This is a genomic window from Emticicia aquatilis (assembly GCF_014644295.1).
Lineage (GTDB): Bacteria > Bacteroidota > Bacteroidia > Cytophagales > Spirosomataceae > Emticicia > Emticicia aquatilis.
Map to the genome: position 1 here is coordinate 508,525 of NZ_BMKK01000002.1, position 17,186 is coordinate 525,710.

Here is a 17,186-nt window from a genome sequence, read left to right on the forward strand (position 1 = left end):
ATAGTTTTTTCAATTAGAATCCAATTCTTACGCCAACGTTATAAGATTTTGCAACTGGGAATGCACCTTCGTCGATACCCATGTGAATATCTTGATTGTCGGTTCCTGAGTTACGTAAATTAATATCTGGGTCAAGACCTTTGTATTTTGTGAAAGTGAAAAGATTTTGTCCTTGAACATAAATTTGAGCTGAACTCAACTTGATTTTTTGTACCCAAGCCGCAGGGAAAGAGTATGTTAATTGAATATTCTTGATTCTCATGTAAGAGCCATCTTCAACAAAGTATGTAGAGATTTGTTGACTTGTTCCATCTTGAGAGTTCAAACGTGGTAATAAAGCATCATCACCTGGTTTTTTCCAAGAATTGTATAGCATATCTTTAGAACGGTTTCCTTGGAATGTATTAAAGTCTGTCCAGAATTTTTGGTAGTTGAAAATATCATTTCCTTTAGAACCTTGAGCAAAGATTGCTAAATCCCAGTTTTTGTAACCTAAATTGATGTTAAAACCATAAGTAAAGTCTGGGTGAGGATTACCGATGATAGTTTTATCAGCAGCAGTAATGATACCATCACCATTTACATCTCTAAACTTAAATACCCCAGCTCTTGTATATGAACCAAATTTAGGAGCAGCAGCAGCTTCAGCATCATCTTTGATTACACCATCAACAATATATCCGTAGAAACTTGAGATTGGTAAACCTGCTTTAGTCAACGAGATTGCTGGGAGACGAGTAGTGAAACCAAAGATAGAAGCGTTCGGGTCATCATTCAATTTCACAACATTATTTTTGTAGTGGCTAATCATTCCACTTACTGAATAACGTAATTGACCAATTTTGTCACGATAAGTTACATTCAAATCAACACCTTTGTTACTAACTTCACCAATATTTACGTAAGGAATTGAACCTGTACCAGCTGTTCTTGGAATCGGCACTTGCGTAAGCATGTTTGAAGTAATACGTGAATAAAGGTCTAATACAACTTCTAATTTACTCTTCAATAAAGTCGCATCGAAACCAATGTTTGTTGAAGTATTTGTTTCCCATCTTCCGTTCGGGTTACCAAATTGCGTTAAGTCAAAACCATTGGCAATTGAGTTTCCAGAACCTGAGATGTCATAAGCATTGTTCAATGGGTCTGGCGTATAAAGCGTATAAGCATTAAATACGTTTGGAATCAATTGGTTACCAGTTTTACCCCAACCTCCACGAATTTTTAAATCATCAAGAAAAGTCAGTTTCTTCATAAATTCAAACTCAGTCATACGAACCCCTAACGAGAACGCAGGGAAAACACCATATCGGTATGCTGGTGAGAAACGAGAAGAACCATCACGACGTACAGTTACGTCAGCCAACAAGAAATCTTTGTAAGAGTAGTTTACTTTACCGAATTGAGAGAATAATGCACTGATTGTTGCACCAGCACCAGAGTTAGATAAACCAGCAGCAGCACCAAGGTTAAGATAACGATAAGACATATCATCAAACGCATAGTTACTACGAGCAGCACTAAATCCGAAAGCATAAGTTTGAACAGCTTCAGTACCCGCCAAAACATTGATTGTATGATTTCCAAATGTTTTGTTGTAGTTCAAAGTGTTAAACCATGTAATCGCTCTATCAAAGTTATTTGATACAGTCAAGCTATTTGAACTACGAGGCTCAGCAGCTTCAATATCACGGTTTAAATATTGAGAGAAGTTATAGTTATTGAATTCAACACCTAAACTTGTGCGGAATTTCAAATCTTTCAAGATTGCTAATTCAGCGAAAACATTACCGAAGATGTGAGTACCTTTAATGATGTTATCTTTTTCACGCCATTGTCTTGCCAATGGGTTTGGAGCATTACCGAGGTTAGAACCACGACTTCCTGCAAAACCATTCAAATCAGAAGTATTTGTACCACCAAGAGCTACTGGGCCACCAGTAATATCGAATACAGGAATGATTGGTTGGATACGAATCGCAAATGAAATTGGGTTACTTTCGTTTTGGTTACCAGAAGGTACACCCACTCTTTCATCGTAAGAGACCGTAAAGTTTTCACCAAAAGTCAAACGATTCTTAGTAAATTCTGTATTTGCTCTAACTGAATAACGCTTGTAAGAAGTGTATTTCAAGATACCATCTTGGTCGAAATAACTACCAGAAATAGCATATTTACCATTTTTTGAACCACCAGTTGCTCCTAATTGATAATTTTGGATTTTAGCTGGGCCAAAAATTACATGTTGCCAATCTGTACCTTCTTTGTTTGCTTTAGTGATATTAAAAGCAGTAACACCTAATTTCGGGTCGTTAATATCGTTTGTATAAGTATAGTTTGCAGGTAATGCTCCAAAAACGTTTGGATAGATATAATCTGCAATTGTTTGCTCACCTGTTGGAGAAAACTTATACTGAGCTGACGGCGAAGTACCTGGAGTTTTACCAGCACCTATCTCTGACTGATAGTATAATTCACCAAGTTCTTTAGTATTTAACAAATCAAGCGTTTTGCCTACACGTTGTGTACCTGTGTACATATCGAATGTAATTTTCGGCTCACCAGAAGTTCCTTTCTTGGTTGTGATGATTACAACACCATTTGCAGCACGAGCACCGTAGATTGAAGCAGCAGAAGCATCTTTCAATACTTGCATTGTTTCGATATCATTAGGGTTAATTTGGTTGAGTGTTCCTTGAGTTGGCGTTCCATCAATAATATAAAGTGGACTATTATTGTTAATTGAACCAAATCCACGTACACGAACCATTGTACCACCACCAGGAGAGTTATCGTTACCAACAGTTACACCCGCAGCACGACCTTGTAACATTTGGGTTACACTTGCCGATGGTAGAGCCGTTAACTCTTTCGCACTAACTGTTGTTACAGCTCCTGTGATGTCTTTCTTACGTTGAGTTGCGTAACCAGTTACAACCACTTCGCTTAAAGCTTTAGCATCTGATTGCATAGCTACATCGATGATTGAACGATTACCAACCGCTTCCTCAACTGCAACATAACCGATAGACGAGATTACGAGCGTTGAACCTGAAGGTACGTCAATTGCAAATGCACCATTCGCATCAGATGATGTTCCTTTGTTAGTTCCTTTCACTTGAATCGTAGCACCGGGTAATCCAATACCACTCTCTGCATCTGTTACTTTACCTGTGATTTTTTTTTGGGCGAAAACCATTGAGCTTGTGAAGAAAAGCAAAAGCATCAATGCCCTTACCTTAATAGGAATTGGGTATGAGTGTTTCATAAAATAATAAAAAAGATTAGGTTTGAAAATGTTTGAAATCAAAGATAAAATATTAATAATTTAATATCTAAATTTTATTAAAAAAAATTCATGCCATTGCTAAAATATTTAATTATTGTTTGAGAATTGGCTATTTTACAAAAAATATTGGAATATTTATATTGTCGAATGCGGCATTATAAAACAAAAAAAGCCATAACTTTAGATTATGACTTTTCTGAAAAACAATTAAATTTTAAGCGAAGTATTCAACAAATTTATTGTCAATACTTCGCTGGTTGGTTTGGCTTTGGAAGAGATTTTTTGATAAATTCACGAATGTCTTCATTAGAAGTTTGCAAATCTTCTCGTCGCAAATACATCATGTGGCCACTCCTATAACCTTTCCATGACATACGGTCTTTTAACTTGCCACTCGGGTCCATTTGCCACATATTATACTTAGCATTGAAGTAATCGCAAGCACCATCATAATAACCTGATTGTACCATTACGTGCAAATATGGATTTTGTGCCATTGCTTGTCGCAGGTTTTCAGCGGTGTTATCACCAGTTCTATCCCACGGATTTACTGGTCCAAACATATAATATTTAAGGTCGGTCTTATAATTTAAGTCATTTCTTAAATAAATATTGATTGCAGGTGTAAATGAGTGTAACCACGAAGTAAGTTCAGAATTGAAATCTGGTTTTTCGCCTGCTTCTTTTCTGTCAATCCCTTTATATCTTGAATCTAAACGCCCAACGGTGAAACCTTTCTCTCGCAAAAGTTCTTTCCAGAAAAATTCAAGTGGAATATCTAAATTTTGTTGTAAAATTACACTTTCAGATAGCCCCGAGTATCTCGACATTTTAGCCGCAATTTCTTTTCTCTTGGCATCTTCCAAGAAACCACCTTTGCTAATAGCTGGTAAAAGTTCATTAATCGTGAAGTTTTCAACTTCTGGAAGCATTTCGGTTAGGTCTTTCTTTTGCAAATCTGCGGGTAACATTTTATGATACCATGCAGTAGCCGCAAAATACGGTAATTTCAAAGCTGCTCCCGAAACTGCCCCACGCTCAATTCCAAGTGTGGTTGGCGAAACCAAAATTACTCCATTCAAATACATCCACTGGCTATTTTGTAATTGCAAAGCCAAACCCGATACACGAGTTGTACCATAACTTTCGCCAATCAAATATTTAGGTGAAGCCCAACGATTGGTACGTGTAACAAATGTATTTATCCAATCGGCCAAATATTTAATATCGGCATTTACTCCAAAAAACTTTGAGGTTGGTACATCTTTGCTTGTTGGGCGTGAGTAACCAGCATTCACCGGATTTACAAAAACAATGTCAGCAATATCTAATATTGAATACGGATTTTCTTTGATTCCGTAAGGTTGAAGCGGATAACCTTCATCATCAATATTGAGCAAATGTGGGCCTGTGTAAGCAATGTGCATCCAAACCGAAGCCGAACCTGGGCCACCGTTAAAGGAAATCACTAATGGACGGCTTGCTCTGTCTTTTACGTCTGAGCGTTCGTAATAAGTATAAAATAAACCTGCGATTGCTTTGCCATCTTCATCCCAAACTGGCATTGTGCCGGTCATTGCCTGAAATGGCACTTTCTGGCCTTTGATGGTCGTTACGTGTTCAGTCGTAACATACGAATCAGGATTGAAAGGAATTGTCAAAGAAGAAGATTTTTCTTCTTTAGGTGCAGCTGGTGCCGCAGGAGTAGATGGAGCTTTTGAAACTTGATTCTGTGCCAATGCACAAAAACTCAGAAAAACTAAAGGTAAAAATTTAATTTTCATTGGTTGAGGTTGTTAATTGAAGTAAAAAAGGAAGTCACTTTGCTAATTTGCAAAGCGACTTCCAAATATATTTAAAATTTTAGATTTTTATTCCCCATTCTTTATTCATTGTTCGTCCAAGCAAAGCATTGGCTTCCTTATCATCAATAAAAATTTCTTTTTTAGGATTCCATTTTAATGAACGGTTCAGACGATATGCAATATTACCAATATTACAAACCGAAGCAGTCCGATGGCCAATCTCAACATCACAAATCGGTTTACTGCGGTTTCTCATTGCATCCAAAAAATCTTTATAGTGATTATCAGATTTATAAACGTGTTTTTCGGTTTCGCCAATGACTTTATCTTTTAAAGAAGCAGGCGTTGTTTCTAATTTTCTACGTTGAACTTTAATCTCACCTTCAGTTCCCACAAAATGAATGGCATTATTCCAATCCCATTTTTCGTGGGTCATCGTTATACCGTTTTCATATTTATAAGTCAGAAACTTAATATCTTTTCCGTCAGGTGCTAAAACCTCCACTGGACCACTATCGTCCATACCGAGTGACCATTGTACAATGTCAAACATGTGAGCTCCCCAATCAGTAACCATTCCTCCACCAAATTCACGGTATAAACGCCAATTCGGAAACACATCTTTTGAGGTAGGAGGAGCTAATTCTGAATTAAAAACAACTGGCTCGTTAGGGCCGAGCCATTTTGTCCAATCAAGTCCTTCGGGTAATTTTTCTTCTGATAGATTATAGGCAACTGGCGGTGCTCCAACATTTACTTTAATGCTTTTCACCTCACCAATATAGCCATTTCTGATTAATTCGGCCGTTTGACGAAACTCTGGCCAAGAACGCTGCATACTACCAGTCTGAAAAACTCTTTTGTGTTTTCGGGCAGCATTGACCATTGCACGACCTTCTCGCACAGTCAAAGAAAGTGGCTTTTCGCAGTAAATATCTTTTCCTGCTTCGGCCGCTCGCACCGCTATGGCTGCGTGCCAGTGGTCGGGTGTAGCAATTACCACCGCATCAATATCTTTTTTGGCCAACAATTCTCTAAAATCTTGATATACAGGAATTTCAGCATACGTACCGAGTTGAGTATTTTTCTCATAATGTGCCTTGATTCGGTCGAGTGCCAATTGAGCTTTGGCTTGATAGACCTCGCTAATGGCAGCGATTCTAACCTCATTTGTATTGAGAAAAGACGATGTAAGTCCTCTGCCCTGTTTTCCAGTACCAATAAAACCTAATGAGATGACATCGCTCGGAGCTAAATATTGAGAGCCATTTATTCCGCCCAAAACATGTCGGGGAACAATCATAAAACTGCCTAAAGCAAATGAAGCTTTGGTCACGAAATCACGTCGTGAAATATTGTTGTTTTCAGTTGACATTTTGATTTAGATTAGGGTTGTTGTTGTATAATCATAAAGACAACTTGTAGTAAATCTTATTCTTCAAAATTATTAAAAAAATTTAAAATACTTCTCAAATTTATCATTATATTAGTGCAATTTATCATTGGAATAATACATTTTTAAAGTCGTATGAATATACAGTATTTGAAATGGGTATTTATCATTGCGTTGCCAATCGCAATCTTATATTTCACTTACAAAAATTGGGATACTGAACAAATCAGTTACAATGAAGAAATTCGTCCGATTTTCAATAAAAAATGTATCGTCTGTCATGGTGGAGTAAAGAAAAACGGAAACTTTAGTCTGCTGTTTCCTGAAGAAGCATACGCAAAAGCTAAATCTGGGAAGTTTGCAATTATCCCATTTGATACTGAAAATTCGGAAGTGATGAAAAGAATCAAATCACACGACCCAGATGAACGAATGCCAAAAGATAAAGACCCACTGACAGATGAAGAGATTCGGAAAATTGAAAAGTGGATAAATCAAGGGGCAAAATGGGAAAATCATTGGGCGTATTCTCCACCTCAACAATCAATCACTGTTCCGAATGTAGGTAATGATTGGGCAAAAAATAAAATTGATAATTTTGTATTTGAAAAACTCAAGCAAGAAGGTCTTTCTCCTTCAAAAGAAGCCGACCGTCCCACCCTACTACGTCGATTAAGTTTAGATTTGATTGGGCTTCCGCCTACACTTCAAGAAACAAAAGATTTTGTGAATGATAAATCGCCGAATGCCTACGAAAAACAAGTTGATAGACTACTAAAATCACCTACATTTGGCGAGCGTTGGGCTTCCATGTGGCTTGATTTAGCTCGGTATGCCGACTCAAAGGGCTATGAAAAAGACCTCGACCGCAGTATTTGGAAATACCGAGATTGGGTGATAAAAGCCTTCAACGAAGATATGCCTTTCGACCAATTTACGATTCATCAATTGGCAGGAGATTTACTACCAAAAACACCAAACGAAAGTATAGAATCACTCGAAAACCGCAACATTGCTACTGCTTTTCACAGAAATACCATGGCTAATGACGAAGGTGGAACAAATGATGAAGAATTTAGAAATATGGCCGTTATCGACCGAGTTTCTACCACAATGGAAGTTTGGCAAGGAACAACAATGGCCTGCGTACAATGTCATAGCCACCCTTATGACCCATTTCGCCACGAAGATTTTTATAAACTGGCGGCCTTTTTCAATAATACACAAGACCGAGACTTATACAACGAAAAGCCGCATTTCAAGACTTATGCTAAAGACAAAGAAGAAGATGTAATTCGACTTACAAACTGGATAAATTCAAAACTTCCTGCAAATCTTTCAAACATCAAACATTCAGATAAAGCACTTTTAGCAGAAAAAACAAATGATTATCTGAGAAAATTGGGCTTTTATCGCATAGAAGCCGAATCTTTTGATAGTACGAGTAGGCATATTGAACTATGGAATAATCAGAAAGAAATCATGCAAACTACCGAAGGTGCATACACTGTTTATGAAGACATTGATTTGACTAATATTGAAACAGTAAAATATCGCTACCAAAGTGGAGCAGAAAATGCCTTCATTGAAATGAGACTTGGAAGCTCTGAGGGTGAACTAATAAGTAAAGTAGAAACAAAATGCAGTGAAAAAGAGGTAAATGTGGGTTGGTCGAGGTGGAATCAATATACCACTTCATCGGGTAAAGTAAAACCAACAAAAGGTGTACATGATGTTTATTTGGTCTTTAGAAAAGGAAAAAACTTCTGGACAGATTTGATGCACCTCGATTGGATGGAACTACAATCGAGCAAAATGCCAATCAGAACTTTGCCAAAAACTGTACAGGATTCGATTGAAAAATTGGCAACGATTGATGCAATTGCAACGCCAATCATGGTCGAACGCCCACAAAAAAAAGTCCGCAAAACCCATGTTTTCATTAGAGGAAATTGGATGATGAAAGGAAGCGAAGTACAGCCCGATGTGCCAGCAATTTTGCCAAATATGAAAAACTACCCTAAAAATCGACTCGGTTTGGCAGAGTGGTTAGTCAACAAGCAAAACCCACTTACATCAAGAGTAATTGTCAATCGTTTTTGGGAACAATTATTCGGAACTGGACTTTTGGAATCTTTAGAAGATTTTGGCAGTATGGGTTCAAAACCAACCCACCCAGCACTACTTGATTGGCTGGCCGTAAAGTTCGTGAATGATGATGATTGGAAAGTAAAAAGTTTACTCAAAACAATCGTCATGTCTGCCACTTATCAGCAATCTTCATTGATTTCTAAGCAATTGGAGGCAAAAGACCCACGAAATTTACTCTTGGCTCGTGGCCCACGAGTGAGACTTTCTTCAGAACAAATTCGTGACCAAGCCTTGGCAATTAGTGGTTTGCTAAATCCGACGATGTACGGGCCAAGTGTTCGTCCACCCAACCCGACAGATGGTGCTTGGCGAAGAGAAAAAAGTGGAAATCAATTTCGTAGAGCCATTTATACCTATTGGAGGCGTACAAATCCGTATCCTTCAATGATTACTTTTGATAGTCCACAAAGAAATGTATGTGTTTCGAGAAGGGTTCGCACCAATACACCTTTGCAAGCACTTACCACACTTAATGATACTGTCTATTATGCCGCAGCTCAGAATATTGCCTTAAAAATGCAACTTTCACAAGCAAAAACCACACGAGATAAAATTCGAGCAGGCTATGTTCATATTTTTCAGAAACAACCGAGTCAATCAAAAACAGCTTTACTCGAAAATCTTTACAACGATGCTCTAATGGATTTTAGAAAGAAAAAAAGTACCAAAGCCGAACTTTTGGCTCTCACACTTACGGCAAATACAATGTTGAATTTAGACGAATTCCTTACAAAATGAACAGAAAAACTATTTTTGAAGAAGCTTTTTTTGAGCAAGCCACTTTCAACACTCGTCGCCATTTTCTGAAACAATGCACTTCGGGTTTGGGCGGAATTGCACTTTCGTCGATTCTCGGTGGCTGTTTTCAATCTGAACAAAAAACGGTTGAAGAAAACCCTTTTGCCGTAAAACCTCCGCATTTTCCTGCTAAAGCCAAACATATCATATTTCTGCACATGGAGGGAGCTCCATCGCAGCTCGAACTCTTTGACTACAAACCCGAATTGGCAAAACTGGATGGTCAGCTTTGTCCGCCATCACTTTTGGAGGGAAAGCGTTTTGCGTTTATTAAGGGAACTCCCAAAATGCTGGGTCCACAAGCAACATTTCAACAGCACGGCCAATCAGGTGCTTGGTTTTCGGACTATTTCAAACATTTGCCTGAACTCGCCGATGATTTGACTTTCTTGAAAGCCATGCACACCGATGAGTTTAACCATGCTCCTGCCCAACTTTTTATGCACACGGGAAGTGCGAGAGTTGGCCGCCCAAGTTTGGGTTCGTGGATTACTTACGGATTAGGTTCTGAAAATCAGAATTTACCTGCTTATGTTGTTTTGGTGTCTGGTTCTGAGCCAAGTGCAGGAAAATATTTGTGGGGAAATGGATTTTTGCCATCGGTTTATCAAGGCGTTCAATGCAGGTCGAAAGGAGACCCTGTGCTTTATATCAATAATCCAAATACGATTAATACTGAACTCCGCAAAAAATCAATCGAAACGATTAATAAAATCAATAAACTGACGTATCAAGAAATTGGCGACCCCGAAACACTCACTCGCATTTCGCAATACGAAATGGCGTTTAGAATGCAAGCAGAGGTACCAGAAACGATGGATATTTCGACCGAACCAGCTTACATTCACGAAATGTATGGAACTGAGGTCGGCAAAGCCAGTTTTGCCAATAATTGTTTATTAGCAAGAAAATTAATTGAAAAAGGCGTGCGTGTAATTCAGCTTTTCGACCGCAGATGGGATAATCATGGCACTGATGAAGGAAGCGGAGTTGATATTGGTTTACGTAGAAATGTTGAGTACGTTGACAAGCCAATAACAGCACTCATAAAAGACCTCAAACAACGTGGACTTTTGGATGAAACGCTGATTGTTTGGGGAGGAGAATTTGGCCGTACACCAATGATGGAAAACCGAGCTGGTGATAATAATACCCCACTCAAAGGCCGAGACCACCATGTTGATGCCTTTACAATGTTTATGGCAGGTGCGGGAATCAAAAAAGGATATTCCCACGGCGAAACTGATGAGATTGGTTATTACGGAGTAAAAGGAAAAACTCACATACACGATTTGCAAGCAACAATTATGCACGTAATGGGCTTTGACCATGAGCAATTTACGTTTCCATTTCAAGGACGGAATTTTAGATTAACAGATGTTTCGGGGAAAGTAATTCGTGAGATTTTGTAGAGTTATTTTGTGACTACTTCGTATTTTTTTCCTTTTTCAGTCCAAAAATCAATGACAAAGCCATTTGGTTCTTCAAGTTTTAATAATTTTGAAGAGTCTTTAATTATCTGCTTATCAACCTTAACAAAGCTAAAGAACTGATTAGGATTTGCTCCTTCAGCGATTTTGGCTTGCATATGATTGATTATCAGCTTTTCATTAGTTCTAACTCTACAATTTCCGTCTATTTTAGAATAAATAGTTGCTTTTAGTAATTTACCATTTTCCCAAGTCATATCTAATTCAAAGCCACCACGTACTTTCAATCCTCTAACATGCCCTGTATGCCATTCTTTCGGAAGGGCTGGTAACAGATGGATTTCTCCTGCGTGGCTCTGCACAAGCATTTCAGCAATTCCTGCCGTTGCTCCAAAATTTCCATCAATTTGAAATGGCGGATGTGCATCAAATAAATTAGGATAAGTTCCCCCTCCTTCCATGTGTGTGGTATGACTTCTAACCAATTTGAATAAATTAGTCAATAATTTCAAAGCATGGTCGCCATCATGTAGTCTTGCCCAAATATTTACCTTCCAACCCATCGACCATCCCGTAGCTAAATCTCCACGACGTTCCATGACTTTCTTGACTGCCGAAGTTAATTCTGGAGTAAACTGATTGATTTGATTACTTGGATGAAAGGCATATAAATGCGAAAAATGCCGATGCTGCACATCAGCATCCTCAAAATCTTCTTGCCACTCTTGCAACTGACCATATTTACCAATTTGATACGGCAAAAGTTGTATAAAGTTTTGTTTTACTATTTTCAATAAAGGTTCTTCAATCCCCAATATTTTACACGCTTCAACATACCGAGACATTGATTCTCGTATAATGGCCACATCCATAGTTGGACCAGCACTAAATGTGCCTTGTTTATTTTGGCCGTAAAGAAAATTTTGTTCAGGCGAGTGTCCTACTGGAGTAACCAAATACCCATTTTCATTTTTCACCAGCCAACCTTGATAAAATTGTACAGCTCCTTTCAGAAGTGGATAAACTTCTTCTTTTAAAAACTTTTTATCACCATTATAAAGATATTTCTCCCAAAAATGACTTGTTAACCAACCTGCAGCCATTGGCCAAAACGAGCAATTACAATTATCTATTGGCTCGGTGTGTCGCCAAATATCGGTGTTATGATGTGCAACCCAACCTTCATTTCCATACATATTTCGGGCAGTCTCTTGGCCATTAATTGCCAATTCCTTGATTGCTTGAAAAAAAGGTTCTTGACACTCAGACAAATTTGTGACTTCGGCTGGCCAGTAATTCATTTGGGCATTGATATTGATTGTATAAGCACCATTCCACGGCGGAGTCATTTGGTCATTCCAAATCCCTTGAAGATTGAGTGGTTGCCCCCCAATTCTTGAACCTGCAATCATCAAATATCGGCCATAATTGAAGTAAAGTGTAGGAAAAGAAGGGTCTTTTCCGTTAGAAAACAACTCGATGCGTTTATCAGTCGTTAATTTTGATTGTGGGCTTTCTGCCGCTAATTCAAGTTCAACTCTGTCGTATAATTTTTTATAATCTGAAAGATGATTTTTGTATAAAACATCAAACGATTTTCCTTGAATTGCCTTAAAATAATTTTCTACGAGTTTTCTGGGGTCTTTACCTTCATAAGCAGGGCTTTTATCAAAACCATTAAAACTTGTTGCAGCCGAAAAAACCAGCACCAATTCAGTAGCGTTTTTTACAATAATTTTATCTTTATCACTAACGAGACTTCCACCTTTATTGTATGCTTTAATAGCCGACTCGAAAGACATTCCCAACCCATCAGCTTTCTCTGCATAAAGCATGTTTTCTATTTCTGGTTTACGATTACCCGATTTGTCATAAAGTTCGGGATATTTATGTTGGTCGCCCAGTTTTTCAACTTGTTCAAAACTTCTTCTCAATCCAAAACCTGCTACTTTACCTTGCATTGTTAGTGCATTTCCTTTTGCTTCAAAATGAGTTGTTGATTGATGTGGAGTTGTAAACCTTAAAGTACAATTAATTTTTTCAGTTCCCTCAGCTTGTAATTTTATAACTATTACATGGTTGGGGTAACTGGCAAAATACGTTCTTTTAAAGGTAGTTTTACCAATTTTATAACTTGTGGAGGCAGTTGCAGTCGAAAGATTTAAGTTTCTTCTATAATCTGAAGCTGTATTGTTTTTATGCTCAAAATCTATCCAAAAATCGCCCATTGGTTGATACAATTGATGATTTCTACCGAGCCATTCTTTTGCTATTACGGCTTGGACTTCTTGGTATTTCTTAGCATTCAATAAATCTGTAACTTCCTTGAATGACTTTCTGACATTGATATTTTTGAATGTACCTTTTGGGTCGCCAGTATAAAGTGTTCCTTCGTTCAGTTGTAGATGCTCTTGTTCTGGATTTCCAAAAACCATTGCTCCCATGTAGCCATTTCCGAGTGGAAGAGCTTCTGTCCAAACTGAAGCAGGTTTATCGTACCAAAGTTCATGATTTTGTGCATGAAGTACGATTTGATAAATCAGAAACAGAAAGAAAAATACTATTTTTTTCATGATTCAAATCACTTTGATGACATTGACTGTGGTGAATCTTTTTCAGCACTTCCCCAGTTTTTATTTGGATTAGCACCCATATTCAGCAATAATTTTCCACCATTGACAAGCGTTTCGTGCCACAACCACGGTTTTTCGTGAGGTTGCCCATTCAATTGAGCCGACTGAATATAAACATTCTTGTTAGAATTATTTTTTGCCTCAATTACAAACTGTTTTCCTTTGTAATATTTAGGATTAAGCTTGAAAGTAATCTTATTAAAAATTGGGCTACTGATTTCGTAAAAAGGCTTTGGAGTAGTGCCTCCATTAGTTGAGAAAATACCTGTTTTTAATAAAACTGATAAACTTCCCATCAGTCCTTGGTCTTCATCGCCACTGTATCCATATTCTGGAGAGATTCCACTATATACTTTTTCTATCACCTGACGAGTCCAATATTGAGTCAACCACGGAGCACCCGAAAAATTGAATAAAAAGGCTGTTTGCATACAAGGTTGATTTCCGTAATTGATATAAACCCTTCTGAACTCTTCGAGTGTTTCTTTATCATGCGATTTTCCCGAAACGAAATCATGTTTTTGAGCTTTCTCAAATGAAGAATTTAATTTTTGGGTAAAAGCCTCTTTTCCTCCAACCAAATTAATTAAACCTTGCATATCGTGCGGAACAAACCAAGTATATTGAGCAGCATTCCCTTCTTCCCAACCGTTATCATAGCGTAAAATATCTACTGGTTCGGCCCATTTTCCATCAAGGGTTCGATTCCACATCCAACCAATTTCAGGATTCCAAATGTTTTTATAATTCTCTGCTCTTTTCATAAATAACTCATAATCAGACGATTTTCCTAAATCTTTTGCCATTTGAGCCAAAGTATAATCTTGATAAGCATATTCTAAGGTTTGAGTAGAACCATCTTGATGAAAACCATATCGAATATTGCTCATCGGGTGCGGCACATAACCACGCTCTAAATAGTACTCAATGCCCCCGCCTTTGAAAGTATTGTGTTCGTAGCCCGCTTTACTCATTAAACCACCAGGAAAATGATTTTTTCTAAGTCCTTCATAAGCTTTATTGATATCATAACCTCTGATACCTTTCAAATAGGCACTTACAATAAATGGTGTAGAAGAAGCTCCTGTCATTACGAAAGTATAATTTCCACCAGCTGGCCCTCTCGGAATCAAGCCACCATCATTGTACATGAGCAACATTGAGTTGATAAATGATTCAGTAACTTCAGGATACACTAAATGCCAGAGCGTATTTAATGACCATTGAGCCCCCCACATGGCATCAAAATTATGATGAGTAAACTTAGGTTTACCATTGGCATCAAGAGGAATTTGTCGAATCTGACGTTCTGCCCCAGTCATGTCCGAATATTTTCCATTAACATCCGAAATTATTCTTCTACCTTGTAAAGCATGCCATAAATCAGTATAAAATCTGCCTTTTTCTATTTCGGTTCCACCCTCAACTTGGATTCTACTAAGCCAATTGTTCCAATCTGTTCGGCTATCGATTACACATTTTTCAAAATCCCAGTGTGATAATTCTGATTTTAAATTGATTCGAGCTTGCTCTTCACTTACGTATGAAATTGCCACTTTCATTTTTCTGACTTCGCCAGCTTGCGTTTTGAAACTCACATACGCTCCAATTTTCTCTCCTTCAATTTGGCCATCTACATCCTCAAGTTTTCCTTTGCTCCATCCTTTAAAAGCATCGAAAGGTTTATCAAATTGTGCTACAAAAAATACAGTTAAGGTTTTAGGACGACGAATTGTTGGAGCCATAATAGCATATCCTTCAATTTCAGTATTTGAGACTTTTTTTACAAAACCTTTTTGTGTATCCGAAGGCCCTAAGAAGGTTGCAAAATCGAACAAAATATGGCTTTTATCAGATTTAGGAAATGTATATTTATGAAAACCTACACGAGTAGTTGAGGTCAATTCAGCTTTGATGGCATAAGCATCTAATACAACTTTATGATAACCTGCCTTTACGATTTCATTGGAATGTGAAAACTTAGAACCGTAAACATTTGAGCCTAAATGTCCATTAAAATCTCCGACCGTGGGCATTACAGGCACGCCAGATAATTGCCAACCATGAATATGACTGAAGCATTTGATACTATCAGAATTATAGCGGTAGCCAGCTCCCCAATCTGCATTTACACCGTTATCGGGGCTAAGATTAACCATTCCAAATGGGCGGCTTGCCGAATTAAAGAAAAACCAACGAGAGTTTGCTGAATCAACCCAAGGGTTTACGTAGTCAACTGGAGCCTTTTGGGCGTTAATTGATAGAACTGAAAATAGAAATACAAAAAATGTTTGAAGTGAAAGTTTTGTTGTCGATGTCTTCATTGAAGGTTAAGGATTAGGGAAACGAAAGTTACAAAAGAATTCTGCTTGCTTACAATAAAATCTTGAAAAAGTATAAAAATCAATCCTTTAGGCATTGTAGGGTCATAACCATTCAACACAAAGTTTTTATGGTTTGTGATTTTATTCTATTTTTGCTCCATGAATGAAGAAAAAAATCCGTGGCAAATTCTTGACTCAGAGGTCAAGTATGAAAATAATTGGATACAGGTTGTCCACCAAAATGTCATCAATCCGAGTGGTGGAAAAGGGATTTATGGAACTGTAAATTTCAAAAATATTGCAGTTGGTGTTGTGCCAATTGATAAAGATGGTAATACATGGTTGGTGGGGCAATATCGCTTTCCGTTGAATGAATATTCATGGGAAATTCCAGAAGGAGGCTGCCCCGATGGAGAAGAAGTGCTTGAAACCGCCAAGCGTGAATTAAAAGAAGAAACTGGCTTAATTGCTCAAAATTGGTCTTTAATCTCAAAACTTCATACATCAAACTCAGTTTGTAATGAAGTTGCCTATATTTTTCTTGCCGAAGAAATAACCCAATCTGAAAGTCAACCCGAAGATACGGAGCAATTACAAGTAAAGAAAGTTTCGCTGAAAGAAGCTCTCGAAATGGTGTTGGCCGATAAAATAACCGACTCTATGAGTGTGGCGGGTATTCTGAAAGTTGCACGTTTAAAAGGTCTTTGATATGCTTGAAGCTATAATTTTTGGTTTTGTCACTGGTGTTGTGCTTAGTTTTGGCTTCGGCAGTGTCTTTTTTGCTCTTATTCAAGATAGTATTCAGTATGGCTACAAAGCTGGCGTTAAAATCTCACTTGGTGTAGTTTTTGGCGATATAATCATGGTATCAATTGCTTTTCTCGGCACTTCATTTCTACCAGATATTCCAAACTTTGGTCTTTATTCACGTATTTTTGGTGCATTTCTGCTTATAAGTTTAGGATTAGTGCAGTTTCGTAAACCTAAAGCACCATCAAAAATGCAGGAATTTAAGTTGGCTCGATTCTTCTATTTCTTCGGCAAGGGTTTTCTTCTGAATGTAATCAATCCAGTCAATTTTATATCTTGGATGCTCGTTTCGGCAACTTTGAAAGGTTATAAATATGATTCACTTGATGAAATTCTATTTTTTAGTACTTGTATCATCATGATTTTTGTGGTAGAATCAGCTTTCGCTATTTTTGCCGACCGAATCAAAACTAAACTCAACGATAATACGATTCTCTACATTAAATATATTTCAGGTTTGGTTTTCATCGGTGTAGGCTTGAAAATGGTTTGGGATGCCTATAAAATGTTGGTTGCGTAAAAAATAATGAGCCACACCTTTGCAAAATGGTGT

9 protein-coding genes are annotated in these 17,186 nt (G+C 37.7%); 4 read left to right on the forward strand and 5 right to left on the reverse strand.

The window, feature by feature from the left end; translation table 11 throughout:
- Positions 1-13: 13 nt before the first annotated feature.
- The 3 genes from IEX65_RS06360 to IEX65_RS06370 form a co-directional block, all read right to left on the reverse strand.
- Positions 14-3,268, reverse strand: coding sequence for a SusC/RagA family TonB-linked outer membrane protein (locus IEX65_RS06360; RefSeq protein WP_188765180.1), 3,255 nt, complete (start codon positions 3,266-3,268; stop codon positions 14-16).
- 263 nt (positions 3,269-3,531) lie between these two features.
- Entirely contained in the window at positions 3,532-5,073 is a 1,542-nt protein-coding gene (locus IEX65_RS06365) for a S10 family peptidase (RefSeq protein WP_188765181.1), read from the reverse strand.
- A gap of 79 nt (positions 5,074-5,152) precedes the next feature.
- On the reverse strand, positions 5,153-6,469 hold the full coding sequence (locus IEX65_RS06370) for a Gfo/Idh/MocA family protein (protein ID WP_188765182.1): 1,317 nt from the start codon (positions 6,467-6,469) through the stop codon (positions 5,153-5,155).
- A gap of 153 nt (positions 6,470-6,622) precedes the next feature.
- Between IEX65_RS06370 and IEX65_RS06375 the strand changes: the two genes are divergently transcribed.
- Positions 6,623-9,376, forward strand: coding sequence for a DUF1553 domain-containing protein (locus IEX65_RS06375; RefSeq protein WP_188765183.1), 2,754 nt, complete (start codon positions 6,623-6,625; stop codon positions 9,374-9,376).
- Positions 9,373-10,848 (forward strand): DUF1501 domain-containing protein, encoded by a 1,476-nt coding sequence (locus tag IEX65_RS06380; RefSeq protein ID WP_188765184.1) that lies wholly within the window; start codon positions 9,373-9,375, stop codon positions 10,846-10,848. The genes IEX65_RS06375 and IEX65_RS06380 overlap by 4 nt, the downstream gene beginning before the upstream one ends.
- Before the next feature lie 2 nt (positions 10,849-10,850).
- Here the strand turns inward: IEX65_RS06380 and IEX65_RS06385 are convergent, their stop codons facing one another.
- Together IEX65_RS06385 and IEX65_RS06390 are read right to left on the reverse strand one after the other, a co-directional pair.
- Positions 10,851-13,439 (reverse strand): glycoside hydrolase family 95 protein, encoded by a 2,589-nt coding sequence (locus IEX65_RS06385; protein WP_188765185.1) that lies wholly within the window; start codon positions 13,437-13,439, stop codon positions 10,851-10,853.
- An 8-nt stretch (positions 13,440-13,447) separates the two neighbouring features.
- Complete coding sequence (locus IEX65_RS06390) at positions 13,448-15,823, reverse strand: GH92 family glycosyl hydrolase (protein ID WP_188765186.1); 2,376 nt, start codon at positions 15,821-15,823, stop codon at positions 13,448-13,450.
- Positions 15,824-15,982: 159 nt separating this feature from the next.
- On the opposite strand from IEX65_RS06390, the gene IEX65_RS06395 reads away from it, so the two are divergent.
- Entirely contained in the window at positions 15,983-16,531 is a 549-nt protein-coding gene (locus tag IEX65_RS06395; protein WP_188765187.1) for an NUDIX domain-containing protein, read from the forward strand.
- Between the two features lies 1 nt (position 16,532).
- Positions 16,533-17,153 (forward strand): LysE family translocator, encoded by a 621-nt coding sequence (locus IEX65_RS06400; RefSeq protein WP_188765188.1) that lies wholly within the window; start codon positions 16,533-16,535, stop codon positions 17,151-17,153.
- The last annotated feature ends 33 nt before the right edge of the window (positions 17,154-17,186 follow it).

Excerpts from the sequence above, each read along its gene's own strand:
- IEX65_RS06395 (WP_188765187.1), top strand. The coding sequence starts at position 15,983 with ATGAATGAAGAAAAAAATCCGTGGCAAATTCTTGACTCAGAGGTCAAG.
- IEX65_RS06375 (WP_188765183.1), top strand. The coding sequence starts at position 6,623 with ATGAATATACAGTATTTGAAATGGGTATTTATCATTGCGTTGCCAATC.
- IEX65_RS06380 (WP_188765184.1), top strand. The coding sequence starts at position 9,373 with ATGAACAGAAAAACTATTTTTGAAGAAGCTTTTTTTGAGCAAGCCACT.
- IEX65_RS06390 (WP_188765186.1), bottom strand. The coding sequence starts at position 15,823 with ATGAAGACATCGACAACAAAACTTTCACTTCAAACATTTTTTGTATTT.
- IEX65_RS06385 (WP_188765185.1), bottom strand. The coding sequence starts at position 13,439 with ATGAAAAAAATAGTATTTTTCTTTCTGTTTCTGATTTATCAAATCGTA.
- IEX65_RS06400 (WP_188765188.1), top strand. The coding sequence starts at position 16,533 with ATGCTTGAAGCTATAATTTTTGGTTTTGTCACTGGTGTTGTGCTTAGT.
- IEX65_RS06365 (WP_188765181.1), bottom strand. The coding sequence starts at position 5,073 with ATGAAAATTAAATTTTTACCTTTAGTTTTTCTGAGTTTTTGTGCATTG.
- IEX65_RS06370 (WP_188765182.1), bottom strand. The coding sequence starts at position 6,469 with ATGTCAACTGAAAACAACAATATTTCACGACGTGATTTCGTGACCAAA.
- IEX65_RS06360 (WP_188765180.1), bottom strand. The coding sequence starts at position 3,268 with ATGAAACACTCATACCCAATTCCTATTAAGGTAAGGGCATTGATGCTT.